The sequence below is a fragment of the Agrobacterium sp. MA01 genome, from assembly GCF_009650195.1.
GTDB lineage: Bacteria > Pseudomonadota > Alphaproteobacteria > Rhizobiales > Rhizobiaceae > Allorhizobium.
Window position 1 is genome coordinate 2,745,721 of sequence record NZ_CP045854.1, and the last position, 24,570, is coordinate 2,770,290.

The following is a 24,570-nucleotide window of genomic DNA, read 5'->3' on the forward strand; positions in this document are numbered from 1 at the left end:
AAGGCTCTTGCAAGGGGTTTTGCGATCCCCCACCTCTTCATCTGGGTTCAGATGCCGAAAAGTTGAAAACAGCGTATGAATGTCGGTAGCATCGACGCTGTGAGCCGATCCGGCTGACAAAACGTAATGCTCTGATAGTTGCTTTTATCATCCTCTGGGAAGGGTCTCATGTTTCGAAACGCGAGCGCGAAGTCCGTGCTGATGGCTGCCACTCTGTCATTGGCGGCCTCTGTTGCCATTGGCCAGGAACAGCCAGCAGCACCAGCGCAGAACCTTCCTGCCATCATCGTCACGACGGCTGAGAGCCGTGACCTCGTCGACAGGGTCGTCTCAACCGGCACGCTCCGCGCCGAGGAAGAGGTGCAGATCCAGCCTCAGGTTGAGGGTCTGCAGATCCAGTCCCTGAACGTCGATGTGGGCGACACGGTCCAGGCTGACGCGGTCGTCGCGAAACTGAGCGAAGACATTCTCCTGCTTCAGCGCAGCCAGTCTCTCGCCAACCGTGCGAAGGCAGAAGCCGCCCTTGCCCAGTATCAGGCGCAGCTGGTGGAAGCCGAAGCGAGCCTGAACGACGCCCAGCGCCAATTTGAACGTGCAACGCGCTTGGTCTCATCAGGTTCCGTATCAACGTCACAAAAAGAGCAGGCGGAAACAGCGCTCGCCAGCGCCACGGCCCGGGTCGAGACTGCCCGCCAGGCAATCACCGTGGCGGAAGCCGACATCAAGGTTGTCGACACCCAGATTGCAGACACCGACCTTCGGCTTGCCCGCACAGAGATCAAGTCGCCCGTCACAGGCACGATCTCCGTTCGCAATGCCCGGATCGGCGCCATCGCATCCGGCGCCGGTCAGCCGCTGTTCACGGTCATCCGCGATGGGCAGATCGAACTGGTGGCGGATGTCACGGAAAGTGATATCCTGCGCCTCAAGCCGGGCCAGAAGGCGGCCGTTGTGATTGCCGGCAGCACCGAACCCCTGACGGGTTCCGTGCGCCTGATCTCTCCGGTCGTTGATCCCGTCACCCGTTTGGGCGCGGTTCATATCGCACTCGACGACGATCTGGCCGCCCGGTCGGGCATGTATGGCAGTGCGGCGATCATTGTCAGCGAAGCGAAGGGGATCGCCCTTCCGCTGTCCGCGATCACCACCGAAGGCGGTAAGACGACGGTGCGCAAGGTTTCCGATGGCACCGTCCAGATGGTGGAGATCCGCACCGGCATTCAGGACGGCGCTTATGTCGAGGTGACCGAAGGCCTGAGCGAAGGGGACAAGGTGGTGGCCAAGGCGGGCGTCTTCGTCCGTGACGGCGACCGCATCAATCCCGTGGAAGAAACCAGCAGCGTTTCCAACTGAGAGGCGACGACGCCATGAACTTCTCCGCATGGTCCATCCGCAATCCGATTGCGCCGATCCTGGGCTTCTTCCTGCTGATGGTCGTCGGCATCCAGTCGTTTTATGCGCTGCCGATCACCCGCTTCCCGAACATCGACGTGCCGCTTGTGGCAATCACCGTGGGCCAGAGTGGTGCCTCCCCGGCTGAACTCGAAAGCCAGGTGACGAAGGAAGTCGAAGACGCGGTGGCCTCGATCACCGGCGTCGACGAAATCAATTCGACCGTCACCGACGGGATGTCCCAGACGGTCGTCATGTTCCGTATGGAAGTCCCCACCGAACAGGCGGTGCAGGACGTCAAGGACGCAATCGATCAGATCCGTGGCGATCTTCCGGCCTCCGTCGAGGAGCCGATCGTCACCAAGATCGACGTCGAGGGTCAGGCAATCCAGAGCTTCGCCGTCTCCTCGCCGAACATGAACCTTGCCGAACTTTCCTGGTTCGTCGATGACAGCGTCAAGCGCGCCCTGCAGGGCCAGCCCGGCATCGGTCGCGTCGACCGCTATGGCGGCGCCGATCGCGAGGTGCGCGTCGAGCTCGATCCCAACCGTCTCGATGCCCTGGGCGTCACCGCCTCCGACATATCGGGCCAGTTGAAGGGCACGAACGTCGATCTGGGCTCGGGCCGCGGCCAGGTGGCCGGCGCCGAGCAGTCGATCCGCACGCTCGGTGACAATCGCGACGTCGAGAGCCTTGCCAACACCACAATCGCGCTCCCCGGCGGCCGTTTCGTCAAGCTTTCCGACCTCGGTCGTGTCTACGACACGTACGAGGAACAGAGATCCTTCGCCCGTCACGACGGCAAGCCGGTCGTGTCCTTCGCCGTCTTCCGCGCCAAGGGGGCGAGTGAAGTGACGGTGGCAGAAACCGTGGCCGAGAGCCTCGCCACGGTTCGCGCCGAGAACCCGAACGTCCAGATCGAGATGATCGACGACTCGGTCTACTTCACCTACGGCAACTATGAAGCCGCGATGCATACCCTCGTCGAGGGTGCAATCCTCGCCGTCATCGTCGTTCTGCTCTTCCTGCGCAACTGGCGTGCAACACTGATCTCTGCCGTAGCACTGCCCCTCTCGGCCATCCCGACCTTCTGGGTCATGGACATGATGGGCTTCTCGCTGAACCTCGTGTCCTTCCTGGCGCTGACGCTGGCCACCGGCATTCTCGTCGACGACGCGATCGTCGAGGTGGAAAACATCGCCCGCCACATCAAGATGGGCAAGACGCCCTATCGCGCGGCCATCGAGGCGGCGGACGAAATCGGCCTCGCGGTCATCGCGACGACGTTTACGATCATCGCGGTCTTCGTGCCGGTGTCCTTCATGCCGGGCATCCCGGGCCAGTACTTCATCCAGTTCGGCCTGACGGTGGCCTTCTCCGTCTTCTTCTCGCTGCTTGTGGCGCGTCTCATCACGCCGATGATGGCCGCCTATCTCATGCGGCCGGAAGACGCGATGGACGACCATCACGATAACGACAGTCTGCCCCTCAAGATGTATACCAAGCTCGTGCGTTTCACGACGCGCCGCTGGTATTCGCGCCTTGGCACGCTGGCTGCTGCCATCGCCTTTCTGATCGGCTCGATCATGCTTCTCGCAGGCGTCCCCGGCAGCTTCATTCCGCCGGAAGATGCAGGCCGTATCGTGCTTTCCGTCGAGCTTCCGCCAAATGCGACGCTCGACGAAACAGAACGCAAGACGGACGAGATCTACGCGGCCATCCAGGACGTGCCCGATGTCGCCAGCATCTTCATCCTGGGCGGCTCCTCGCCGCGCGGCGATCTGGAGCTGCGCCGTGCCAGCGTGACGATGAACCTCGACCGGATCGAGCATTCGCTTGCCAAGACCCTCGTCAATGGCGGTCTCGGCAACATTCCGCTGATCGGCCAATATATGCCGAAGCTTCCCGAAAACGGCCGTATCCGTCCGCAATGGGATGTCGAGGAAGAGGTCTTCGCCAAGCTTGCCGGCATTCCGGATATCCGGGTCACCAAGCTCAATGACCGGGGTGAGCGCGACATCACCTTCAACTTTCTCTCCAAGAACGAGGAGGAGTTGAACCAGGCTGTCGGCATCCTCGAAGCCAAGCTTCGCCAGGTGCCGGAACTCGCCAATGTCAGCGCCGACGGCGCCCTGCCCCGTCCGGAGCTGCAGATCCGCCCTCGCGCCGATGAGGCAGCTCGCCTCGGCATCACCGCGCAGCAGATCGCCCAGACGGTTCGTGTCGCCACCATAGGCGACGTCGATGCAGCCCTGCCGAAGATCTCGCTCGACAACCGCCAGATCCCGATCCGCGTCCAGGCTTCACTGGACCTGCGCACGGATCTGGCCGCCATCCGGTCGCTGAAGGTGCGCACGGCAAGCGGCGCGACCGTACCGCTCTCCAGCGTCGCCGACATCGACTACGCCGAAGGCGTCTCGTCGATCAAGCGCAACGACCGCAACCGTGTCGTATCGATTGGTGCCGGCCTGCCTCAGGGTGTCGCCCTCGACACCGCAACGGCCGCCTTCCGCACGACGGTGGAGAATGCCGAGATCCCGGAAAGCGTTCGCCTCGCCGAAAGCGGCGACGCCAAGATCCAGGCAGAGATGCAGCAGAGCTTCGTCAACGCGATGATCCTCGGCCTGCTCCTGGTGCTGACGGTGCTGATCCTGCTCTTCAAGGACGTGATCCAGCCCTTCACCATCCTGTTCTCGCTGCCGCTCGCAATCGGCGGCGTGGCGGTCGCGCTGATCATCACCAACAACGCGCTCTCCATGCCGGTTCTGATCGGCATCCTGATGCTGATGGGCATTGTGACGAAGAACGCCATCCTGCTTGTGGACTTCGCCATCGAAATGCGTCGTCAGGGCATGCACCGGCTTGAGGCCATGGTCGAAGCGGGCCGCAAGCGCGCCCGGCCGATCATCATGACCTCGATCGCCATGTCGGCGGGCATGTTGCCCTCGGCGCTCGGTGTCGGCGAAGGCGGCTCGTTCCGCGCGCCGATGGCGATCGCCGTCATCGGCGGCATCATCGTTTCGACGGTATTGAGCCTTGTGGTTGTGCCGGCCTTCTTCCTGATCCTCGACGACGTCTCCCGCCTCTTGGGCTGGATCTTCAGCCGTTTCGTCGGCAAGAAGGAAGAAGAGGAAGAGCCGTTGACACCGGAAGTCCTTTCCTTCCTGGCGCGTCAGAACGTTCAGGCGCTGGAAGCCATAGATCGCCGTGTCGCGGCTGTCGAACGCAGCCAGCCGGTTGCGCGCAAGGGCGATGGCAACGGCAACGTCATCAACCTGCCGCCGCTCGCCGCAGAGTAGGACCGACGCTGGGTGATCACGAAAGGCCGGGCCCAGCGCCCGGCCTTTCGCGTTTTTGCAAGCCGCCGGATCAGATTAGACAAACCTGATTTGCCGTTGCGCGATTGATCGAAATCAATCGGATCTGCCACCGCTCGCGATATTGTGACTACCAATGGAAAGGGCACGACCACCCGGACCTGCAGGCGGCGTGCACATCCGACGAGGCGGACTTGAGCACGACGACGGCAGCGGTGCATGCCCTGATACCGCGATGGATGGGGAGCCGTGAAGACCGTGAACAAGATCCTGAGACTGAACCCGCGCGACAAGAACACGCTATTGCGGACGTCGTTCTTGTCACAATTGGGCCCCACGGCGATGGCCTCGATGATGGAAATCGCCAACATCTCCACCTACGAGGCGCGCGAAGTCCTGTTCCGCGAAGGAGAGCCCGCCGACAGCTTCTACAGCGTGCTGAGCGGCTATGTGCGCCTTTACCGCCTGAACAAGGACGGTCGCGAAGCCGATATCCGAATCTGCGGTCCCGGAGATACCTTTGCCGAATGCCTGCTGGCGATAGGCGACAAGTATCTCTACAACGCCCAGGCGGCTGAAACGGTGACGCTCGCACGCTTCGACCTGCAGCGCGTCCGGGCACTCTCCGAACAGGAGAAGGATGTCGCAAAGGCGGTCATCCGCTGCCTCTCCGACCATCTGCGCACGACAATGGACTGCATTGCCAATGACCGCCTGCAGACCGCCCCGCAGCGCGTCGCGCATTATCTCCTGACCCATTGTGAAGCCGAGGGCGGCCCAGCCTCTATTCGCCTGCCCTTCCAGAAGAGCCTGCTCGCGGGCAAGCTCGGTCTGGCACCCGAAGCACTGTCACGAGCCTTCTCGACGCTCAAGCGCGTCGGCGTCGTGGTGCGCGGACGCACGATCCAGATCAGCGACGTCAACGCCCTCAGACAGATCTGAGGGCATCGGCACTCTGACCCCTTGGCTTCTGCTCAGAGCCCCCCACTCTGCCGCAGGAAGCTGACGATCTGTTCGACACCGGCACCCCGCTTCAGATCGGTGAAGACGAAGGGGCGCTCAGAGCGCATCTTTCCAGCATCCCGCTCCATCACCTCGAGATCGACACCGACATGCGGCGCGAGATCCGTCTTGTTGATCACAAGCAGATCCGACCGCGTGATGCCCGGCCCGCCCTTGCGCGGGATCTCCTCGCCCTGGCAGACCGAAATCACATAGAGGGTGATGTCGGCGAGATCGGGCGAGAAGGTTGCCGCGAGATTGTCGCCGCCCGATTCGATGAAGACCACCTCGAGATCCGGGATGCGTGCATTGAGATCGGCAATGGCTTTCAGGTTGATCGAGGCATCCTCACGGATTGCCGTATGCGGACATCCCCCGGTTTCGACGCCGACGACGCGATCCGAACTCAGAGCCTGCATGCGGATCAACGCATCGGCATCCTCCCGCGTATAGATATCGTTGGTCACGACCGCGACCGAATAGTCGTCACGCATGGCCTTGCAGAGTTTTTCCGTCAGCGCCGTCTTGCCGGATCCGACAGGCCCGCCGATACCGACGCGGAGGGGACCATTCTTCGATTTCATCATCTTCGTCCTGTGTAACCGCTTTCGCCTAGGATTGGAAAAGCCGTGAGTATTGCGTCTCGTGGCGCATGCTGAGCGTATCGGCAATGACGGTCGCCGATCCGAGATCGTCGAGGCCGAGCTCGGACAATCGGGAGGCGGCATCGAGAATGCGGCTTTCCGATGCAGCGAGGATCGCCACCCCGCGCGTCTGTCCGATCACGCCGAGGCGGATCGCGACCGAAACATATTGCGACACCTGCGCCTGCAGGAAGGCGGCAAGCGCGTCGGGTCGTCCGACCCCATGGGCTGACGCCACCGCACCAACGGCGACGCTGTAGGGCACAGGCCCCGCCAGGGCGTCGATCACGGGATGCGGCCAGGCAGCAGCCGCTTTGACGAAGGCCTCGCCAAGCCGGGTGATTTCAGCATGGCGCTCCGCGGACCCCGCCAACGCCGCCGCGAGTGCAATCAGGTCGTTAAGCGCCCGGCCCTCGCTCTGGCAGCGATGCGCCTCGGAGAGCAGGATTGAATCATTGCGCAACCCGCCGTCGCTCATCAGCATCTGAAGCCAGGCCTCGACCGCGTCACCATCAACGACATGCCTCTCCACCACAGCGCTCTCAAAGCCCGCAGAATAGGAGAACCCGCCAACCGGAAAGGCCGGTGACAGCCAGGCCATCAGACGCAGAAGCGCCTGGCGACCACCAAGGCCACCGGCGCCCAACTCAGCCGTGGCCGGCATCGTGGTGCCCCCCGTGAGAACCGTGGCTACCATGCGCATGATAAGCCCCGCGCACCGGCTGGAACGGCTCGACCACCTCACTGACCTCGGCCCCGAGCCCGGCCAGCATGTCGCGGATGACGTGATCGCGTTGGATCAGAATACGGTCGGCCTCGATCTGGGCCGCCAGATGCCGGTTGCCGAGATGCCAGGCAAGTTCGATCAGATGCAGAGTATCGCGCGCGCGGATCTTGAACAGCCGTTCCTCGGCCGCCTGGATCTCGATGGTCGTGCCGTCGTCGAGCACGAGCCGATCTCCATGATGGAACAGCACAGGCTCCTTGAGGTCGAGCATGACCATCTCGCCATTGTCGAGATGCAAGAGCTTGCGCCGCAGATGGCGCCCGTCATGGGGAAGCACAACGACCCCATCAGGCGCATCGGTGATAAAACCGGCGGATTTGAAAGACGTTGCACGCTGCATGAAAACTCCGGCATGGCTGTTTTTTGAACCATGCACAGGAATAAGGCAGACAGCAAGATCGTTCTTCAGACCCGGCGTCCGATGGCCGCAAAAAGCTGAGCATCATCAGGGGCATGATCGGCGGAAAAAGCCTCCACAAGGGCGAGCGAATTTTCGTGGAAAACGCAATCCCGTCCACTTTCCTTGGCAAGGTATAACGCCTTGTCTGCCCAGGCATAGACGCTTTCGGGCCGCTTGCCGGGCGTAAATTCGGCAACGCCGGCGGAGACTGTGACGTGAAGCTCCGTGCCCTGGAACAGGATCGTTTCATCCGCGACACGGCATCTCGCCTGCTCGACAAGGGCGAGCCTTTCGGCAACGCTGCCGCCCCTGATGATGACGCCGAATTCCTCCCCGCCGAGGCGGGCGACGAGATGCGCTTCGCCAAAGACCTCCTTCAACAGCGAGGAGATGGACTGGATGACGCGATCCCCCGTCTGATGGCCGTAGCGATCATTGATCGTCTTGAACCGGTCGATATCGATGATGGCCAGGGAAGCATCCCGATCAATGGCGAGTGACACCTCGTTGAAGGCACGGCGGTTGGCGAGACCGGACAGTGTGTCGGTGCGGCTGAGGCGCTCGAACTTTCGCCGCGACAGCAGAAGTTCACGCAGCACATGGCCGGCGACGAAAGCACAGGCAGCCGAAAGCACGCCGCCGAACAGCCAGGAAAAGGCCACCATCAACCGCATTGTCTGGTCGATCGGCGTGGCGACGACGTTGAGGACATAAAGGAGCGGCAGCAAGACGAGGCCTGCCAGACTGGTCACGATCACCGCTCGGAAACCAACCGACAGGGCAAAGCGACGGACCGCGCCGGCGCTGTCCAGCGCCCCCACATCGACCTGCCGCCAAAGCCATTTGCTGCCGCGACTCAACCGCCCGCTCCTTCATGAAGATGCTTACTGGATTAGGCAGTGTCGCTTCCTCAATCCCTAATCGAATCGCTAAAATGCGATCGATCGCCGCATTGACCTCGGAAGCACCTAAAATGGACGACAATGCCATCCGATGACGCGCGGTCAGGCGGTGATGGCAAGATCGATGTCGAGGTCTCAGGCACCGTGGTGAAGATCGATGGAAAGATCGAGCAATTGCGGCAAGGGCGTCCACCAGCCCGTACGCACCCCACCTGCCCGCAACATCGCAGCCGTCCAGGTGTTGCATCCGAGGAAGGCGTTGAACGCGCCCTTTGCCTCGAAGAAGGCGTCGTCGAAACCATAGGCCGTACCGGGAATGGCAACCGGCGAACCGCCGTCACGCACGAAGCTGTCACGGATCGCAGCGATCATCCGTTTGCGCCCCTCTTGCGTCACCACGAGCGGGCGCACCGTGGGATGGGCAGGATCGATCGGACCGGCAACCGAGACATGCAGCACGGAGCGGTCGATGGTCAGCGCCTTCAGGACCGGCAGCGGCCGGATATCGCCCCAGGTCGGCGTTTCGATGTAGAAGGACCGCCCACCCCAGCCGATGATCAGATACTCGACACCGGGCATGTCGACCGGCAGGCCGGAGGGAGCGAGATCGGCAAAGGCGGCCCGCACCTCGTCATCGATTGGCAGCGCGATGTCCGTGTGGATGGGATTGGCGAGCAGCAGAATTTGCGTTCCGTCGCCCACGGATGCCTCCGCAGGCGAGGCCAGCGGACGGGGCACGAACACGCCCATTGAAAGCGCAACAAGAAGGGCGACCATCAGGCCGCCCATCCATTTCGTCACCTTAATGGCAAAGCGCATCAGAACAGGAAATATCGCTGCGCCATCGGCAGCTTCGTTGCCGGCTCGCAAGTCAGCAACTCACCGTCAGCGCGCACTTCATAGGTTTCCGGATCCACTTCCACATGCGGCGTCAAGTCGTTGTGGATCATCGACTTCTTCGAAATGCCGCCACGGGTGTTCTTGACTGCCACGAGCTGTTTGGCGACGCCGAGACGGTTGCCGAGTCCGGCATCGATGGCGGCCTGGCTGACGAAGGTGACGGAGGTGTTGGTGCGCGCCTTGCCATAGGCGCCGAACATCGGCCGGTAATGCACCGGCTGCGGCGTCGGGATCGAGGCGTTCGGATCGCCCATCGGGGCGGCGGCAATCATGCCCCCCATCAGGATCATGTCAGGCTTGACGCCGAAGAAGGCCGGGTTCCAGATGACGAGATCGGCGCGCTTGCCGACTTCGACCGATCCGATTTCATGGCTCACACCATGGGCGATCGCCGGGTTGATCGTGTATTTCGCGATATAACGCTTGGCGCGCATGTTGTCATTGTCGCCGGTTTCCGATGGAAGTGCGCCGCGCTGGCGCTTCATCTTGTCGGCCGTCTGCCAGGTGCGGATGATCACTTCGCCGACGCGGCCCATGGCCTGGCTGTCGGACGAGATGATCGAGAAGGCACCGATGTCATGCAAGATGTCTTCGGCCGCGATCGTTTCCTTGCGGATGCGGCTTTCGGCAAAGGCGATGTCTTCCGGGATCGACGACGACAGGTGATGGCAGACCATCAGCATGTCCAGATGCTCGGCGATCGTATTTACCGTGTAGGGGCGCGTCGGATTGGTCGACGACGGGATGACATTCATCTGGCCGCAGATCTTGATGATATCAGGCGCATGCCCGCCGCCCGCCCCTTCCGTATGGAAGGCGTGGATCGTGCGGCCACGAATGGCATTGACGGTGTCCTCGACGAAGCCGCTTTCATTCAGCGTATCCGTGTGGATCATCACCTGCACGTCATACTGATCGGCCACCGACAGGCAGCAGTCGATGGCGCCAGGCGTCGTGCCCCAGTCCTCATGCAGCTTGAGCGAGGTCGCACCACCGAGCACCATTTCTTCAAGCGCGCCGGGCAGAGAGGCATTGCCCTTGCCGGCGAAGGCGAGGTTCATCGGGAAGGCATCGGCTGCCTCGATCATCCGGGCGATATGCCAGGGGCCGGGCGTGCAGGTGGTGGCAAGCGTGCCATGCGCCGGCCCCGTGCCACCGCCCAGCATGCAGGTGAGGCCGGACATCAGCGCCTCCTCTATCTGCTGCGGGCAGATGAAGTGGATATGCGCGTCCATGCCGCCGGCAGTGATGATTTTTCCTTCGCCCGCTATCGCTTCGGTGCCCGGACCGACGATGATGTTGACGCCGGGCTGGGTATCCGGATTGCCGGCCTTGCCGATGGCTACGATGCGACCGTCCTTCAGGCCGATATCGGCTTTCACGATGCCCCAGTGGTCGAGAATGAGGGCATTGGTAATGACGGTATCGACGGCGCCGTCCGCCCGCGTCACCTGGCTCTGCCCCATGCCGTCACGGATGACCTTGCCGCCGCCGAACTTCACCTCTTCGCCATAGGTGGTGAAATCCTTCTCCACCTCGATGAACAGTTCCGTATCTGCAAGACGCACCTTGTCGCCCGTGGTCGGACCGAACATCGAAGCATAGGCGGCGCGGGACATCTTGTAGGACATGGGCGTCAGGTTCCTTGGGAGAGGGAGGAAGCAAAGAGAGGTTGCAGCCGCATCACGCGACCGCTGGCAATGTAACGGTCCACCAGACGGCGCTCGGCCTCGAAGGGATGACCGTCCCAGCCGCTGTGGCCGAAGCCGGCGAGAATGATCGTATCCTCGGCATGCCGGGGATCCGTGAGCAGCGCCTGGATCACCACCATGCCACTCGACGGCACGACATAGGGTTCGGCATCAAGCGCCAGAAGCGCTGCATCGAGGGCCGTGTGCACGTCGCCATGGATGATCCTGTGCTGTTTGCCATTGGCCGTGGCAAAGGTCGAAAAACCATCGGTGTAGTCGTCACAGAAATCGTCGAGCTCGGGATGGCTGATCGCCAGCTGCGGTTTGAGTTCGGCGAATTTGTCGGGATCACGCACGGACCAGATCGCGGCGGTACGGCGGACGGCCTCGCTATCGCGCCACTCCGGATCGGCGAGCATGACAGCTCCCGGTCGCCCGGTGTTGCAGACGGCGATGATGTCGGTCTTTTGTCCGGCTGAACCAAAATTCCGGCTGCCATTGAAACGGATCACCAGATCGGCCCCGTCGATCAGAGGCGCTGCCCCCGCATCAACAGGTCCATTGCCGACGATCATGATCTGTCTCGCCTGAGCCATCGCGTCACACCCTCAATAGAGCCCGACCAGCGATTTCAGCGCCTCGGTGCGGCGCCTGGTCAGCTCCGCAAGGCAGGATGAAATCACCAATGGCTGCATCGAACCACCTTCGACCGAGTAACCTTCGACATCGCAGGCCGTGTCGCGATAGGCGAGCCAGGCACGCTGCGAAGCCAGAAGCCGCTTGGCTGCTCCATTGTCGTCCGAGGGTGGCGTCGCCTTGTCCCATGCAAGCATGGCGGCGCGCGTCTCGGCCCATTGGGCATTCATTGCGGCATCGGCTTTTCGATAGTCCTCGGCCGCACACTGGTTCATGTCGGCCTGGGTCTGGGCATTGTTGCAATCGACGTCCCGCACGTCCTCACCCGAGGCCGGCGCGTCTTGCAGCAATACGCAACCGCACAGCATCAGGATCACGCTCCAGTTCATCGCTCGCCCCATGCCCCCGCCTCGCCCATATCAGAGGCTGCCCATGACCTGCTGGCGGAAACCGTAGACCTCGCGCTTGCCCGATAGCGGGATCAGCGTCACCTGACGCGTCTGTCCTGGCTCGAAGCGCACGGCCGTTCCAGCCGGAATGTCGAGCCGCATGCCGCGTGCCTTGTCGCGCTCGAAGATCAGCCCGGCATTTGTCTCGAAGAAATGGTAGTGACTGCCGACCTGCACAGGGCGATCGCCGCTGTTGGACACCTCGATCGTGACCGTCGGATGGCCGGCATTCAGTTCGATTTCGCCAGGTGCTGCAATGATTTCACCGGGGATCATCAGGCTTCTCCTTAACGAATGGGTTCGTGCACGGTCACGAGCTTCGTCCCATCGGGGAAGGTCGCTTCGATCTGCACGTCGTGGATCATCTCGGCAATACCTTCCATCACCTGATCGCGGGTGATGACATGGGCGCCAGCCTCCATCAGATCGGCCACCATGCGGCCGTCACGCGCACCTTCGACGACGAAGTCAGTGATCAGCGCGATCGCTTCCGGATAGTTGAGCTTCACGCCCCGTTCCAGCCGACGCCGGGCCACCATGGCGGCCATCGCGATCAGCAGTTTGTCCTTTTCCCGCGGCGTCAGATTCATGCGTGCTCCAATGGCGTGATCGTCAGAGATTCCAGACTTTTGGCACAGACGCGCCCCCGCGCAAGGCCGAAATGACGGGCAACAGGATTTTTCTCAAGGCAAAACCGTCGGAGGCAGCCACACGGGCAACAAGCTTGCCTTGCCAATGACTTACGCCGCCCATTTCTTCACCGATCTGCTCACGAATTGGGCGAACAAGCGCTTCGGCACGCGGGCTGACGAAGATGAGAGTCGCAAAGGCCACGCGTCCGGCAAGTACCGCCGGGGACGCCACAAGGTTAGCGACATCCCCCTCGAGCTTCAGCTCTTCGGCATGCAAAAGCTGACCTCCGCGGCGGATCCGCCAGCGGTCGCGAACCAGACCCGCATTCATCGCCTCCCCCATGGCCTTGCGCCCGAGCAGGATCGCCTCGACGGCCAAGAATTCGGCATCCTCGGCGAGGTCGACCTCCAGCCGGCGCGTCAGCGAGGCGTTGTCGAAGAGAATGCTTTCCTGTGGCAGCCAATGCATTTTGGCGCCCTCGCCCACCTCGATCCGCGTGGTGATCTGGCCGGTACCGGCAGAGGCCTTGTAGATCTTCTCACAGGCCTGCGTGGTCGCGGTGAGGAAACATCCCGGACCGGCGCGAAAGCTCCAGTCGAACTGGTCGCCACCAGTAATACCGCCCGCAGTGTTGATCGTCACCGCTTCGAGCTCGTCGGTGAAACTCTCAGGAAGGCGGATCTTGGCCGCCCCTTCCTGATAAAGCTCGGCGATGCGCGTACGCCCGCCGAGCGACTTTGTCACAAGTCGTCCGACACCGACGGCGCGTTGCTGTCTGGTTTGCTTGTTCGCGTGCACCGTATCCCCTGCCCGCCATCGCTGATCGCGGCGGTTTTCTGTTTGTCGCTGCAGGCAGCGTCGACTGCGACTGTCGCAATCATCTCGCCGCCCGAGGCCTTGAAGAACTCCCACATTCTGTCGGTCGCATCAACCTCGCGGATCGCCTTGTCGCCGTTAGAAGCGAGACGGAAGCGCACCGTGCGGGCCGGCCAGGCGTGGTCGGCACTGGCAATGACATAGGAGACAACGCTGGTGCTTGCGCGGCAGCCGGCATAGGTCGCCACGTCGGCATTCTCACCGGTCTCGAGAGAGGCCCGCGTATCGCAGCCGTTGAGTTCGGCCCAGCGGTTGAGCGCCACTTCGCCGCCATACCGCCAATAGGCCCGGCCACCGCCTTCGAACGGGTTGACGTGATCCTTCTTGCCGGAAAACGCGATGATCGACACCGGCCGGCTCGGCTGGCAGCTTTCGCGCCGCGGCTGCCAGACACCGTTTTCCTCGACGGGTGTACCGGCGCGCAGGCCCATGACGAAGCCGGCCGCGGCAAAGTCGCCGAAGCCGTTGCAGATATATTGCGACAGCATGCGCCCGCCGCCGGAATAACCCGAGGCGTAAACCTTGGTGGCATCAATGCAGAGCTTTTCTTCTACGATCTTCAGCGCCTCACGAATGGCGGCGGACTCATCCGCGCCCTCACCTGCCGTGACACCGGGCACATTCCAGGCATAGGTGTTCGGCAATCCACCCTTCAGGCTGCCGGCCAGCGCCATGACCACGAAGCCCTCGCGCTCGGCAACCTCGTTCCAGTGGCTGCGGCCGAGCTGGACCTTCGGATTGCTGTTGGAGCCGTGGAAATCGAGAACCAGCGGGACCTTCTTCTTGCCTGTATAGCTCGACGGAATGACATAGATTGCCTCGCGCTCCACATCACCGGACTGAAAGCTGAGGCTGTAGTGGCCGGGCTGGACGGGTTCGCCACACCCCGCCGCCTGGGCGGCGGCGCTGGAAAGACCAAAGAGAAAGAGCCCCGCGACCACGCGCGAAATACCGCGTGCCCGCACGAGTGGGAAAACCGTGCTGGTTGTCATGGATGTGCCTTCTGTTCGAAGATGCGCGTTCAATATCACGCGTGTCCCCAGCATCAACCCGACTTCGCTAATAAATCATCAACCCTGTCTTGCAAAATTAGACGGTCAGATGACGCCGCGCTTCCGGCGTATCGAGCGTCTCAGCCGCCCCCTGATGCACGATCTCGCCGCGATCCATGATGTAAACGTGATCGGCGAGCTCCCGGCAAAAATCGAGATATTGCTCAACCAGCAGGATCGCCATGCCGGTCGTATCGCGCAGGTAGCGGATCGCCCGGCCGATATCCTTGATGATCGACGGTTGGATGCCCTCGGTCGGCTCGTCCAGCACCAGGATCTTCGGCCGCGTTACCATGGCCCGACCGATCGCGAGCTGCTGCTGTTGCCCACCGGAGAGATCACCCCCGCGTCGCGACAACATCGTGTCCAAGACCGGGAAGAGCGCAAAGATATCATCCGGAATGAAGCGGTCCTTGCGCTCCAGCGGCGCATAACCGGTCTCAAGGTTTTCTTTCACGGTCAAAAGCGGAAAGATCTCGCGGCCCTGCGGCACATAACCCACGCCCGTCCGCGCCCGGTTGAACGGCGCCATGCCGTTGAGCTTTTGGCCGTTGAAGGTGATCGTTCCCGCCGACACCGCATGCTGGCCGGTGATGGCGCGCAGAAGCGACGACTTGCCGACCCCGTTGCGACCGAGCACGCAGGTGATCTTGCCCATCTCGGCATTGATGGAGACGCCTCGGAGAGCCTGTGCGGCACCGTAGTGGAGATTGACGTTTTCGACTGTCAGCATCGCAATTCTCTTTTCATATTTAGGTCGCCCCTCATCCGGCTGCCGCCACCTTCTCCCCGCAAGCAGGGAGAAGACCCCGTGCCGCTGCCCTTGCGACCACCGCCGAGGTTCCGGCGGGCAAGTCCCCTCTCCCCGCCTGCTGGGAGAGGGTTAGGGTGAGGGGCAAACGCCAGAGCGCTCATCATCACCGCCCCAGATAGTTTTCGATGACCTTCTGGTCGTTCGAAACGAAATCGATCGAGCCCTCGGCCAGGACCGAGCCTTCCGCCAGACAGGTCACCTTGACGCCGAGGTCGCGGATGAAGCCCATGTCGTGTTCGACGACGACGACGGAGCGGGTCTTGGCGATCTCCTTGAGCAGAATGGCCGTTTCCGCCGTCTCGGCATCCGTCATGCCGGCGACCGGCTCGTCGACAAGCAGAAGCTTCGGCTCCTGGGCGAGCAGCATGCCGATCTCCAACCACTGCTTCTGGCCGTGGGAGAGATTGGCAGCGAGCTCGTTCTTGCGATGGGTCAGACGAACCGTCTCGAGGATCTCCTCGATGCGCGCCTTGTCTTCGGTCGACAGGCTGTAGAACAGCGTGGCAAAGACACCCCGCTTGCGGTTCAGCGCCAGTTCCAGATTGTCCCAGACGGTATGGCTTTCGAACACGGTCGGCTTCTGGAACTTGCGGCCGATCCCGAGCTGGGCAATCTCGGCCTCATCCTTCTTGGTGAGGTCGATCTTGCCACCGTCGAAAAAGACTTCGCCACTGTCAGGCCGGGTCTTGCCGGTGATGATGTCCATCATCGTCGTCTTGCCGGCGCCGTTCGGGCCGATGATGGCGCGCAGTTCGCCGGGTTCAACGATGAAGGACAGCGAATTCAGCGCCTTGAAGCCGTCGAAGGAGACGGAGACACCGTTGAGATAGAGCAGGCTGGACGTGGTCTTGTCGCTCATCACATCACTCCGCAGCCACGGGGGCCGATTGGGGTTTCACGTCGGTGTTCGCCGCATCCTTGTCGGCTGCATCCCGATATTCCTTCCGGCGTGCGAGATACTGCTGCACCGTGCCGACGATGCCCTTGGGCAGGAACAGCGTGACGAAGATGAAGAGCGCGCCGAGCGCAAACAGCCAGAGTTCGGGGAAGGCACCGGTGAAGTAGCTCTTGCCGACATTGACCAGGATCGCCCCGATGATCGGCCCGATCAGCGTGCCGCGCCCGCCGACAGCAGCCCAGACCACGACTTCGATCGAGTTGGCCGGATCGAATTCACCGGGATTGATGATGCCGACCTGCGGCACGAAGAGCGCACCGGCAATGCCAGCCATCATCGCCGAAACGACGAAGGTGAAGAGCTTGATGTTCTCGACCCTGTAGCCAAGGAAGCGCACGCGGCTTTCCGCATCGCGCACGCCGACCAGCACCTTGCCGAACTTCGAGCGGGTGATGCCGGAGGCAATGACGAGGCAGAGCGCCAGGAAGATCGCCGAGAGCGCAAAGAGCACCGCGCGCGTGCCATCCGCCTGAACGGAGAAGCCGAGGATCTCCTTGTAGTCGGTGAGGCCGTTATTGCCGCCGAAGCCCATGTCGTTGCGGAAGAAGGCGAGCATCAGCGCATAGGTCATCGCCTGGGTGATGATCGAGAGATAGACACCGTTGACCCTCGAGCGAAATGCGAACCAGCCGAAGACGAAGGCAAGCAGGCCGGGCACGATCAGCACCATCGCCATGGCAACCGGGAACATGTCCATGCCATGCCAGAACCAGGGCAGTTCCTTCCAGTTCAGGAAGACCATGAAGTCGGGCAGGATGGGATCACCGTATACGCCACGGGAGCCGATCTGGCGCATCAGATACATGCCTATGGCATAGCCGCCGAGCGCGAAGAAGGCGCCGTGGCCAAGCGAGAGAATGCCGCAATAGCCCCAGACGAGATCGAGCGCCAGCGCCAGCAGCGCGTAGCAGAGATACTTGCCCATCAGCGACATGACATAGGTCGGCACATGGAAGGGGCTGTCGGGCGGCGTCAGCAGGTTGAGCGCCGGGACGAGCAAGGCAAAGGCGACGAGGATGCCGGCGGCAATGAGGATCTTGCCTTCGAGTGCACGTAAGATGAAGCCGGTAATCATGCTTCCACCGCCCTTCCCTTGAGCGCAAAGAGGCCGCGCGGTCGTTTCTGAATGAAGAGGATGATCAGCACGAGCACGAGGATCTTGCCGAGCACGGCGCCGACCGAGGGTTCGAGGAACTTGTTGAGGATGCCGAGCGACAAGGCGCCGACCAGCGTACCCCAGAGATTACCGACCCCGCCAAAGACCACGACCATGAAACTGTCGATGATATAGGCCTGGCCGAGGTTCGGAGAGACGTTGTCGATCTGGGAAAGCGCCACGCCGGCGATACCGGCAATGCCCGATCCGAGCGCGAAGGTGAAGGCATCGACCCAGGGGGTACGAATGCCCATGGAAGACGCCATGCGGCGGTTCTGCGTCACGGCGCGCATCTGCAGGCCGAAGGCGGACTTCTTCATCAGCGCGAGCAGCGCAAAGAAGATGGTCAGTGAGAAAAGCACGATCCAGAGACGGTTCCAGGTGATCGTCATGCCCCCCAGCGCAAATGAGCCGGACATCCAGGACGGGTTGCCCACTTCCTGGTTGGTCGGGCCAAAGATCGTGCGCACGGTCTGCTGGAGGATAAGCGAAATGCCCCAGGTGGCAAGCAGCGTTTCGAGCGGCCGGCCATAGAGGAACCGGATGACACCGCGCTCGATGACGAGCCCAATCAGCGCCGTCATCAAGAAGGCGACGGGCAGCGCAATGGCGAGAGACCAGTCGAAGAGACCGGGATAACTGGTTCGGATCACCTGCTGCACCACGAAGGTGGAATAGGCGCCGATCATCACCATCTCGCCATGCGCCATGTTGATGATGCCCATGACGCCAAAGGTGATGGCAAGGCCGATCGCCGCCAGCAGCAGCACCGATCCGAGCGAGATGCCGTACCAGACACTCTCGGCGGCATCCCACAGGATCAACTCGCCTTCGATCTTCGAGACGGCGGCGTCGAGATCCGGCCGCAAGCTCTCATCAATGGTGCCGGATACGGAGAGCAGGATGCTCTTGGCCGGTCTGCCGCCGATCGATGCGACAGCCTCGATCGCGCCTCGCTTCTCCTCGATCGAGCGTTCAGACGCCAGAATGGACACGGCCCTCGCCTGCTCCATGCGCGCCTTGACCTCGGCATCGGTTTCCTTGGCAAGCGCTGTCTCTACGAGCTCAAGATTTTCGGCACTCGGAGACTGCAGCACCGCCTGGGCGGCGGAAAGACGGACATTCCTGTCCGGGCTGAGCAGCGTCAGTCCGCCCAGCGCGGAACGGATGGCGCGACGGAGATTGTTGTTGACCCTCACCTTGGTGAAGGCGCCCTTGGGCTCCTCGCCGACAGTCTCGCCCGTCAACGGATCGATGGCCGCCAGATTGCTGCCGGCAGCCTTGGTGATGAAGACCTGATTGTCCGACTTGCGAACGAAGAGTTCGCCCTCTGCAAAGGCTTCGAGCGCAGGAACGACGCGCGGATCGCCTGTCGCGGCGATCTGCCCCAGAAGCGCTTCGGCCTCTTTAAAGCTGGCTTTTCCAAGAGCGTTGATGAGATCCTTGGGATCGCTCTGCGCGAAGGAGGGCGAGGCGAAGGAAAGGAAGAGGAAGGCGAGTGTGATGAAACGGATAAGCATTCTGTTGTCCCCCGGTTGGCGGGGCGGCGGAGCCTGAAAAGCCCCTCATCCGCCTGCCGGCACCTTCTCCCCGTGGACGGGAAGAAGGGGTAGTTCCGCTATGCGCGGTTCGCGAACACCCTCCCCTTGAAGGGGAGGGTCGAACCGAAGGTTCGGGGTGGGGTGACGCTGTGCACGAAATCACCCCCACCCATCGCTAGGCGATGACCTCCCCCCTCAAGGGGGAGGTGGGAAAAAGCCGATCAGCTGCCCTTGCCGCCGCACTTGCCGGTGGCAACGTTGAAGTTGCCGCATTCCATCGGCTTGCGCCAATCGGCGATCAGGTCCTTGGAATCAGGCAGATAATCGGACCACTCGTCACCGACGACGGCAGGCGTTTCCTGGACGACTTCAAACTGGCCGTCGGCCTGGATTTCGCCGATCAGCACCGGCTTGGTGATGTGGTGGTTCGGCATGACGGTCGAGTAGCCACCGGTCAGGTTCGGAACGGCAACGCCGATGATCGAGTCGAGAACGGCATCGGTTTCGGTCGTGCCCGCAGCTTCGACGGCCTTAACCCAGGCGTTGAAGCCGATATAGGCAGCTTCCATCGGGTCGTTGGTCACGCGCTTTTCGTTGCCGGTAAAGGCATGCCAGGTCTTGATGAACTCGGCATTGGCCGGGGTGTCGACGGACTGGAAGTAGTTCCAGGCGGCAAGGTGACCGACGAGCGGTGCGGTATCGAGACCGGCGAGTTCTTCTTCACCGACCGAGAAGGCGACGACCGGGATGTCTTCGGCCTTGATGCCCTGGTTGCCCAGTTCCTTGTAGAACGGCACGTTGGCGTCACCGTTGATGGTCGAAACGACGGCGGTCTTCTTGCCGGCCGAACCGAACTTCTTAATGTCGGAGACGATGGTCTGCCAGTCGGAATGACCGAAGGGCGTGTAGTTGATCATGATGTCTTCTTCGGCAACGCCCTTGGACATCAGATAGGCTTTGAGGATCTTGTTGGTCGTCTGCGGATAGACGTAGTCGGTGCCGGCGAGAACCCAACGCTCGACGCCTTCGTTTTCAGCGAGGTAGTCGACGGCCGGGATCGCCTGCTGGTTCGGAGCAGCACCTGTGTAGAAGATGTTGCGCGAGGATTCTTCACCCTCGTACTGGACCGGGTAGAAGAGGATCGAGTTCAGCTCTTCGAAGACCGGCAGAACGGACTTGCGCGACGACGAGGTCCAGCAACCGAAGACGGCCGCAACCTTGTCCTTCTCGATCAGCTCTCGCGCCTTTTCGGCAAACAGCGGCCAGTCGGAAGCCGGGTCGACGACAACGGCTTCGATCTTCTTGCCGAGAATGCCACCCTTCTTGTTCTGCTCTTCGACGAGCATCAGCATGGCGTCTTTCAGCGTCGTTTCCGAAATCGCCATCGTGCCGGACAGCGAGTGCAGAACGCCGATCTTGATCGTGTCTTCCTGGGCGAATGCGCCGTGGAAGGCCGTCGTCGACAGCATGGCGCCGAGAAGCGCGCCTGTCAGTTTCATCTTCATGGACATTGTTGTGATCCCCTCTTCTTGGTCGCAACCGGTCGGTTAATGAGTGTTAACCGTTGCTGAAGGGGACTATCCGATGCCGCAGTGCAAAACCGTATACGTCGTTTGACGTAGGTCGGGGGGTAAAAGAGGGAACACGTATGGCGGACCGATAGCAGCCTTACAAGTTCAGGGTTGTACAGATCAGAAGGCCATCGATATAGAAGGACGTATCTAGAAAGGACTGCAATGGATTTCCCGCTCCGTCGAACGGCTCTCAAAGAGGCGACTGCCGACGCTCATGCGGCGCTCGATAGTCTCGTCGGCAGTTTCCGGACTCTTGATGACTACAAGTGTTACCTGGCCGGCATCGCAGCCTTCCGCATGCCGGTCGAAGCCTGGCTCTCCGAGGCAGAACTGCCTTTGGACCTCAAGGGCTACGAGCCCCACCGTGTCCATGCGGAACTGGAAGCTGATCTTTCCGACCTGAACACTCGCCCGCCGACGGACCAGCCGGCGTTCACACCGCCGGAGGGCGATGGCATCGTCGGACTGCTTTATGTCCTGGAAGGGTCGGCGCTCGGCGCCCGCCTCCTCGCCAAGCGCGCGGAAGCACTCGGCTTGTCGGCCGATTTCGGCGCACGACATCTTTTTTCACAAGCTCGGAACTTCTCCAGCTGGCGTGCGTTGACCGAGCATATGGAGAACGTGCGTGTATACGACAACCGAGCCGCTGCTAGCTGGGCAAACACCGCCTTCGACTATGCCCGTAGTGCCTTCGAAAGCGCCCTGAATGCAGAACGTTCCATCCGTAGACCTCACCAATTGTGATCGCGAACCCATCCACATCCCCGGCTCGATCCAGCCGCATGGATGTCTTCTGGCCTGCGATCCAGGCATAAGTTCAATCCGACTTTATTCGGCGAATGCCCCGGAGATGCTGGGCGCAAAGGGTCCGATGGACGGGCTCTGGATCGCCGATCTGCTCGGCGAGGGCGTGATCCACGATATCCGCAACGCCGTCGCCGCCGCTCCCGAAGCGAGCCGCCCGGCCGTGATCGCCCATCTCCAACTTCCGACGGGACAGCACTTCGATGTCGCAGTCCATCGCCAGAAGCAGGGCGCCATCCTCGAATTCGAGCCCTCGTTCCGGCGCACCCAGCCGCTACAGCTCGCCCGTGAAATGATCGGACGCGTGAAGGATATCAACGATATCGATCTGCTGATTTCGGCGTCTGCCAAGCTGGTTCGCACCGTGCTCGGCTACGACCGCGTCATGGTCTACCGCTTCGAGGAGGATGGATCGGGCAAGGTCGCGAGCGAAGCCAAGCGCCACGATCTGGAGAGTTTTCTCGGCCAATATTTTCCGGCGACCGATATCCCGCGCCAGGCGCGCATCCTTTACATGCAGAACCCGATCCGCATCATTTCGGATGCGAGGGGTCTGCGCGTCGATCTGCTGCCGCAGGCTGAAGAACGGGCCGCGCCGCTCGATCTTTCCTTCGCCCACCTGCGCAGCGTCTCGCCGATACACTGCGAGTATCTGCGCAACATGGGCGTTTCGGCCTCCATGTCGATCTCGATCATCGTCGACGGCAAGCTCTGGGGCCTGATCGCCTGCCATCACTATGCGCCCAAGACCCTGACCATGTCCGAGCGCATCGCGGCAGAAATGTTCGGCGAATTCTTCTCGCTGCATCTCCTGGCGCTGAAGCAGAAGCGCAAGCTGGATATCTCCAACGAGGCGCGGCGCTCGCTGGACCGTTTTCTCCAGGCAGCCTCGCATCGTTCCGATCTCGACGACATCCTGACCGCCGCCCTGCCCGAGTTCCAGACACTGTTCGCCTGTGACGGCGTCGGACTTCTGATGAATGGCCGCTGGACGGCCATCGGCAGCACGCTGCCGCCAGGCGCGGAAGAAGACTTTACAAGCTTCATCGCCGAGGTGGCAGATGGCCGGATCTGGTCGACAAAGGCGCTTTCTGAGGACTATCCGCCGGCCGGAGCCTTCTTCGAAGACGTTTCCGGCGTCATGGCCGTTCCCCTCTCGCATTTGCCGCGCGACTACATCTTCTTCTTCCGCAAGGAACGCCTGCAGACGCTGAACTGGGCGGGCAATCCGGACAAGTCCTATCAGGCTGGCCCGCTCGGCGATCGCCTGACCCCACGCAAGAGCTTTGCCCTGTGGAAGGAAACGGTTCAGCGTCAGGCGGCGCCCTGGCGCGACAGCGATTTCGAGATTGCGGAAGCGATCCGTTCGGCGACCGTCGAGATCGTCCTGCGTCACAACGAGCTGATGCAAGAGGAACGCAGCAAGTCCGACGTGCGCCAGCGCATGCTGAACGAGGAGCTGAACCACCGGGTCAAGAACATCCTGGCCGTTATCAAGTCGCTGGTGGCAGCGCCCTCGCGGGATGAACTGCCGATCCAGGACTATATCGGCTCGCTGCGCGGGCGGATCCATGCGCTGTCCCACGCCCATGACCAGCTGACGCGGGGTGGTGGTGGCGGCACGCTCAAAGACCTTCTCCAAGCAGAGCTCCTGCCCTATCGCGCTGGTCGCAGCGTCATCGAGGTGAAGGGCCCCTCCGTCACACTCGACGCCCGGGCCCATGCAGTGGCAGCACTGGTGATCCACGAGATGTGCACGAATGCTGCAAAATACGGCGCCCTTTCGCGCGACGGTGGCTCGCTCGCCATTTCCTGGGAGGGAACCGCGGACGGCGATTGCCGACTGCACTGGCGCGAAAGCGGCGGACCGACCATTGGCCCCATCGGTCGCAAAGGCTTTGGCTCAGCCCTCATCGAGCGTAGCATTCCCTACGACCTCGGCGGTACAAGCCGGGTCGATTATCGCCCCGAGGGACTGGATGCAGAGTTCCGGCTGCCAGGCCGATTTATGAGCTGGGAGGTTGAAACCGTGAGCGAAGAACCCAATCCGCATGTCGAGGCCGAAGTGGTCAATCATCCGACCAGCATCGCCGGAATACCGGTTCTGCTGGTTGAGGATCAGGTTCTGATCGCCATGGATGCGGAAATGATGCTCGCCGATGCCGGCATCGACAATGTCGTGACCGCGAGCTCGAGCAGCGATGCCTTGAACCGCCTCAAGAGTTTCGCCCCGGCGATCGCAATCCTCGACATCAACCTCGGCAGCGACACATCGGTGCCCGTCGCCCAGGAGCTGATACGTCGGGGCATCCCCTTTGTCTTCGCCACGGGTTACGACGATCGCTCCTCGGTTCCAGAGGAATTACTGTCCGTACCAGTCGTGCGTAAGCCCTATGATGCCGACGCCCTCGTGAAAGCACTCTCCGACAGGCTGGCCGCCCAGGTTCCGGCAGAATGATCCGCTGAAACTGTCGCAACCCCTGCGTTGCTAGGGTTGTCGGGCCGGCCCGAAGCCAATACGTTCTCATTATGTTCCGACATAAGGGAGGCGACCGTGGAGGCTCTGGAAAGTTTCATCATTGAAGCCAAGGCCGTGACCTATGTCAGCGGCAAGGTCCCTGCCCCCTCGGCAAGCCGGACTGGCGCAAAGGATATTTCCTATGAGCGCGGACGCTTTCGCTATCTCGACAGCCATTTTGGCGGAACGGACTTTCTCGGCCAGGAGGTGGTCTGGCAGGACGAGATCCCGGTCTGGGCAATGAACTATTATGGTCGCATCCTCGATGCCGAGCGTTTCGACGGCGGGCGGGCGGGCACCGTCATCAAGTTGGCTCTGACAGCCCTTTATCAGGAAAAGCGCTTTCTCGGCGGCTTCACCTACCTGCATCCGCTCGGAGAATATCTCGACCAGTCGGTCGGAGACTACCGCAGCTTCCTCGGTGTCGAGCGTATCCGGATGGGTGAGCGCGTGGTCTATCAACTCGACTATCAGGGCGGCCTGATCAAGCCCTGACGGGCCTTGCTATTCTGGACAATCGCGTG

23 protein-coding genes are annotated in these 24,570 nt (G+C 61.8%); 6 read left to right on the top strand and 17 right to left on the bottom strand.

What is annotated here, in order from left to right:
* Window positions 1-168: 168 nt before the first annotated feature.
* The 3 genes from GH983_RS13320 to GH983_RS13330 all read left to right on the top strand — a co-directional run bounded on the left by GH983_RS13320 (window position 169) and on the right by GH983_RS13330 (window position 5,651).
* The gene (locus tag GH983_RS13320; protein ID WP_069043551.1) at window positions 169-1,353 is read left to right on the top strand and encodes an efflux RND transporter periplasmic adaptor subunit; all 1,185 of its coding nucleotides are present in this window, start codon (window positions 169-171) and stop codon (window positions 1,351-1,353) included.
* A 14-nt stretch (window positions 1,354-1,367) separates the two neighbouring features.
* A complete protein-coding gene (locus GH983_RS13325; protein WP_153762639.1) occupies window positions 1,368-4,691 on the top strand; it encodes an efflux RND transporter permease subunit in 3,324 nt (1,107 codons plus the stop codon).
* Window positions 4,692-4,967: 276 nt separating this feature from the next.
* Window positions 4,968-5,651 (top strand): Crp/Fnr family transcriptional regulator, encoded by a 684-nt coding sequence (locus GH983_RS13330; protein WP_054148531.1) that lies wholly within the window; start codon window positions 4,968-4,970, stop codon window positions 5,649-5,651.
* A gap of 32 nt (window positions 5,652-5,683) precedes the next feature.
* Here the strand turns inward: GH983_RS13330 and ureG are convergent, their stop codons facing one another.
* From ureG to urtA, 17 genes are all read right to left on the bottom strand, one after another.
* Entirely contained in the window at window positions 5,684-6,295 is a 612-nt protein-coding gene (ureG, locus tag GH983_RS13335) for an urease accessory protein UreG (protein WP_054148530.1), read from the bottom strand.
* A gap of 28 nt (window positions 6,296-6,323) precedes the next feature.
* Window positions 6,324-7,019: an urease accessory protein UreF gene (locus tag GH983_RS13340; RefSeq protein ID WP_153762640.1), complete on the bottom strand. Its 696-nt coding sequence runs from the start codon at window positions 7,017-7,019 to the stop codon at window positions 6,324-6,326.
* Window positions 7,003-7,482, bottom strand: coding sequence for an urease accessory protein UreE (gene ureE, locus GH983_RS13345; protein WP_153762641.1), 480 nt, complete (start codon window positions 7,480-7,482; stop codon window positions 7,003-7,005). The genes GH983_RS13340 and ureE overlap by 17 nt, the downstream gene beginning before the upstream one ends.
* Window positions 7,483-7,547: 65 nt before the next feature.
* Window positions 7,548-8,402, bottom strand: a complete 855-nt coding sequence (locus GH983_RS13350) for a GGDEF domain-containing protein (RefSeq protein WP_153762642.1) — start codon at window positions 8,400-8,402, stop codon at window positions 7,548-7,550.
* A 177-nt stretch (window positions 8,403-8,579) separates the two neighbouring features.
* The gene (locus GH983_RS13355) at window positions 8,580-9,263 is read right to left on the bottom strand and encodes a TIGR02117 family protein (RefSeq protein WP_153763607.1); all 684 of its coding nucleotides are present in this window, start codon (window positions 9,261-9,263) and stop codon (window positions 8,580-8,582) included.
* Window positions 9,263-10,975 carry an urease subunit alpha gene (ureC, locus tag GH983_RS13360; protein WP_069043546.1) on the bottom strand — a complete coding sequence of 571 codons (1,713 nt, stop codon included), beginning with the start codon at window positions 10,973-10,975 and terminating at the stop codon, window positions 9,263-9,265. Before ureC ends, GH983_RS13355 begins: the two co-directional genes overlap by 1 nt.
* Window positions 10,976-10,980: 5 nt before the next feature.
* Window positions 10,981-11,631, bottom strand: a complete 651-nt coding sequence (locus GH983_RS13365) for a Urease operon accessory protein (RefSeq protein WP_153762643.1) — start codon at window positions 11,629-11,631, stop codon at window positions 10,981-10,983.
* A 12-nt stretch (window positions 11,632-11,643) separates the two neighbouring features.
* A complete protein-coding gene (locus GH983_RS13370; protein ID WP_076394242.1) occupies window positions 11,644-12,060 on the bottom strand; it encodes a lysozyme inhibitor LprI family protein in 417 nt (138 codons plus the stop codon).
* A 30-nt stretch (window positions 12,061-12,090) separates the two neighbouring features.
* Window positions 12,091-12,396, bottom strand: a complete 306-nt coding sequence (locus GH983_RS13375; RefSeq protein WP_153762644.1) for an urease subunit beta — start codon at window positions 12,394-12,396, stop codon at window positions 12,091-12,093.
* Window positions 12,397-12,407: 11 nt separating this feature from the next.
* A complete protein-coding gene (locus GH983_RS13380) occupies window positions 12,408-12,710 on the bottom strand; it encodes an urease subunit gamma (RefSeq protein WP_054148370.1) in 303 nt (100 codons plus the stop codon).
* A 22-nt stretch (window positions 12,711-12,732) separates the two neighbouring features.
* Window positions 12,733-13,551 carry an urease accessory protein UreD gene (locus GH983_RS13385; protein ID WP_153762645.1) on the bottom strand — a complete coding sequence of 273 codons (819 nt, stop codon included), beginning with the start codon at window positions 13,549-13,551 and terminating at the stop codon, window positions 12,733-12,735.
* The gene (locus GH983_RS13390) at window positions 13,494-14,621 is read right to left on the bottom strand and encodes a PHB depolymerase family esterase (RefSeq protein ID WP_153762646.1); all 1,128 of its coding nucleotides are present in this window, start codon (window positions 14,619-14,621) and stop codon (window positions 13,494-13,496) included. Before GH983_RS13390 ends, GH983_RS13385 begins: the two co-directional genes overlap by 58 nt.
* Window positions 14,622-14,718: 97 nt before the next feature.
* Window positions 14,719-15,414: an urea ABC transporter ATP-binding subunit UrtE gene (gene urtE, locus GH983_RS13395; RefSeq protein WP_153762647.1), complete on the bottom strand. Its 696-nt coding sequence runs from the start codon at window positions 15,412-15,414 to the stop codon at window positions 14,719-14,721.
* Window positions 15,415-15,598: 184 nt separating this feature from the next.
* The gene (urtD, locus tag GH983_RS13400; protein WP_153762648.1) at window positions 15,599-16,354 is read right to left on the bottom strand and encodes an urea ABC transporter ATP-binding protein UrtD; all 756 of its coding nucleotides are present in this window, start codon (window positions 16,352-16,354) and stop codon (window positions 15,599-15,601) included.
* Between the two features lie 4 nt (window positions 16,355-16,358).
* Window positions 16,359-17,528, bottom strand: coding sequence for an urea ABC transporter permease subunit UrtC (urtC, locus tag GH983_RS13405; RefSeq protein ID WP_153762649.1), 1,170 nt, complete (start codon window positions 17,526-17,528; stop codon window positions 16,359-16,361).
* Window positions 17,525-19,129, bottom strand: a complete 1,605-nt coding sequence (urtB, locus tag GH983_RS13410) for an urea ABC transporter permease subunit UrtB (protein WP_153762650.1) — start codon at window positions 19,127-19,129, stop codon at window positions 17,525-17,527. Before urtB ends, urtC begins: the two co-directional genes overlap by 4 nt.
* 242 nt (window positions 19,130-19,371) lie before the next feature.
* Entirely contained in the window at window positions 19,372-20,661 is a 1,290-nt protein-coding gene (gene urtA, locus GH983_RS13415) for an urea ABC transporter substrate-binding protein (protein WP_054148363.1), read from the bottom strand.
* Window positions 20,662-20,886: 225 nt separating this feature from the next.
* On the opposite strand from urtA, the gene GH983_RS13420 reads away from it, so the two are divergent.
* From GH983_RS13420 to GH983_RS13430, 3 genes are all read left to right on the top strand, one after another.
* The gene (locus tag GH983_RS13420; RefSeq protein ID WP_054148362.1) at window positions 20,887-21,468 is read left to right on the top strand and encodes a biliverdin-producing heme oxygenase; all 582 of its coding nucleotides are present in this window, start codon (window positions 20,887-20,889) and stop codon (window positions 21,466-21,468) included.
* On the top strand, window positions 21,431-23,986 hold the full coding sequence (locus GH983_RS13425; protein WP_153762651.1) for an HWE histidine kinase domain-containing protein: 2,556 nt from the start codon (window positions 21,431-21,433) through the stop codon (window positions 23,984-23,986). The genes GH983_RS13420 and GH983_RS13425 overlap by 38 nt, the downstream gene beginning before the upstream one ends.
* Window positions 23,987-24,091: 105 nt before the next feature.
* A complete protein-coding gene (locus GH983_RS13430) occupies window positions 24,092-24,541 on the top strand; it encodes a DUF5680 domain-containing protein (RefSeq protein WP_153763608.1) in 450 nt (149 codons plus the stop codon).
* The last annotated feature ends 29 nt before the right edge of the window (window positions 24,542-24,570 follow it).

Bases quoted from the DNA above. Each gene is read 5' to 3' on its own strand.
- GH983_RS13390 (WP_153762646.1), bottom strand. From the start codon at position 14,621: ATGACAACCAGCACGGTTTTCCCACTCGTGCGGGCACGCGGTATTTCG.
- urtC (WP_153762649.1), bottom strand. From the start codon at position 17,528: ATGATTACCGGCTTCATCTTACGTGCACTCGAAGGCAAGATCCTCATT.
- GH983_RS13355 (WP_153763607.1), bottom strand. From the start codon at position 9,263: ATGCGCTTTGCCATTAAGGTGACGAAATGGATGGGCGGCCTGATGGTC.
- GH983_RS13420 (WP_054148362.1), top strand. From the start codon at position 20,887: ATGGATTTCCCGCTCCGTCGAACGGCTCTCAAAGAGGCGACTGCCGAC.
- GH983_RS13340 (WP_153762640.1), bottom strand. From the start codon at position 7,019: ATGCCGGCCACGGCTGAGTTGGGCGCCGGTGGCCTTGGTGGTCGCCAG.
- urtB (WP_153762650.1), bottom strand. From the start codon at position 19,129: ATGCTTATCCGTTTCATCACACTCGCCTTCCTCTTCCTTTCCTTCGCC.
- GH983_RS13425 (WP_153762651.1), top strand. From the start codon at position 21,431: ATGCAGAACGTTCCATCCGTAGACCTCACCAATTGTGATCGCGAACCC.
- ureE (WP_153762641.1), bottom strand. From the start codon at position 7,482: ATGCAGCGTGCAACGTCTTTCAAATCCGCCGGTTTTATCACCGATGCG.
- GH983_RS13370 (WP_076394242.1), bottom strand. From the start codon at position 12,060: ATGAACTGGAGCGTGATCCTGATGCTGTGCGGTTGCGTATTGCTGCAA.
- ureC (WP_069043546.1), bottom strand. From the start codon at position 10,975: ATGTCCTACAAGATGTCCCGCGCCGCCTATGCTTCGATGTTCGGTCCG.
- urtD (WP_153762648.1), bottom strand. From the start codon at position 16,354: ATGAGCGACAAGACCACGTCCAGCCTGCTCTATCTCAACGGTGTCTCC.
- urtE (WP_153762647.1), bottom strand. From the start codon at position 15,414: ATGCTGACAGTCGAAAACGTCAATCTCCACTACGGTGCCGCACAGGCT.
- ureG (WP_054148530.1), bottom strand. From the start codon at position 6,295: ATGAAATCGAAGAATGGTCCCCTCCGCGTCGGTATCGGCGGGCCTGTC.
- GH983_RS13320 (WP_069043551.1), top strand. From the start codon at position 169: ATGTTTCGAAACGCGAGCGCGAAGTCCGTGCTGATGGCTGCCACTCTG.
- GH983_RS13365 (WP_153762643.1), bottom strand. From the start codon at position 11,631: ATGGCTCAGGCGAGACAGATCATGATCGTCGGCAATGGACCTGTTGAT.
- urtA (WP_054148363.1), bottom strand. From the start codon at position 20,661: ATGTCCATGAAGATGAAACTGACAGGCGCGCTTCTCGGCGCCATGCTG.
- GH983_RS13375 (WP_153762644.1), bottom strand. From the start codon at position 12,396: ATGATCCCCGGTGAAATCATTGCAGCACCTGGCGAAATCGAACTGAAT.
- GH983_RS13325 (WP_153762639.1), top strand. From the start codon at position 1,368: ATGAACTTCTCCGCATGGTCCATCCGCAATCCGATTGCGCCGATCCTG.
- GH983_RS13380 (WP_054148370.1), bottom strand. From the start codon at position 12,710: ATGAATCTGACGCCGCGGGAAAAGGACAAACTGCTGATCGCGATGGCC.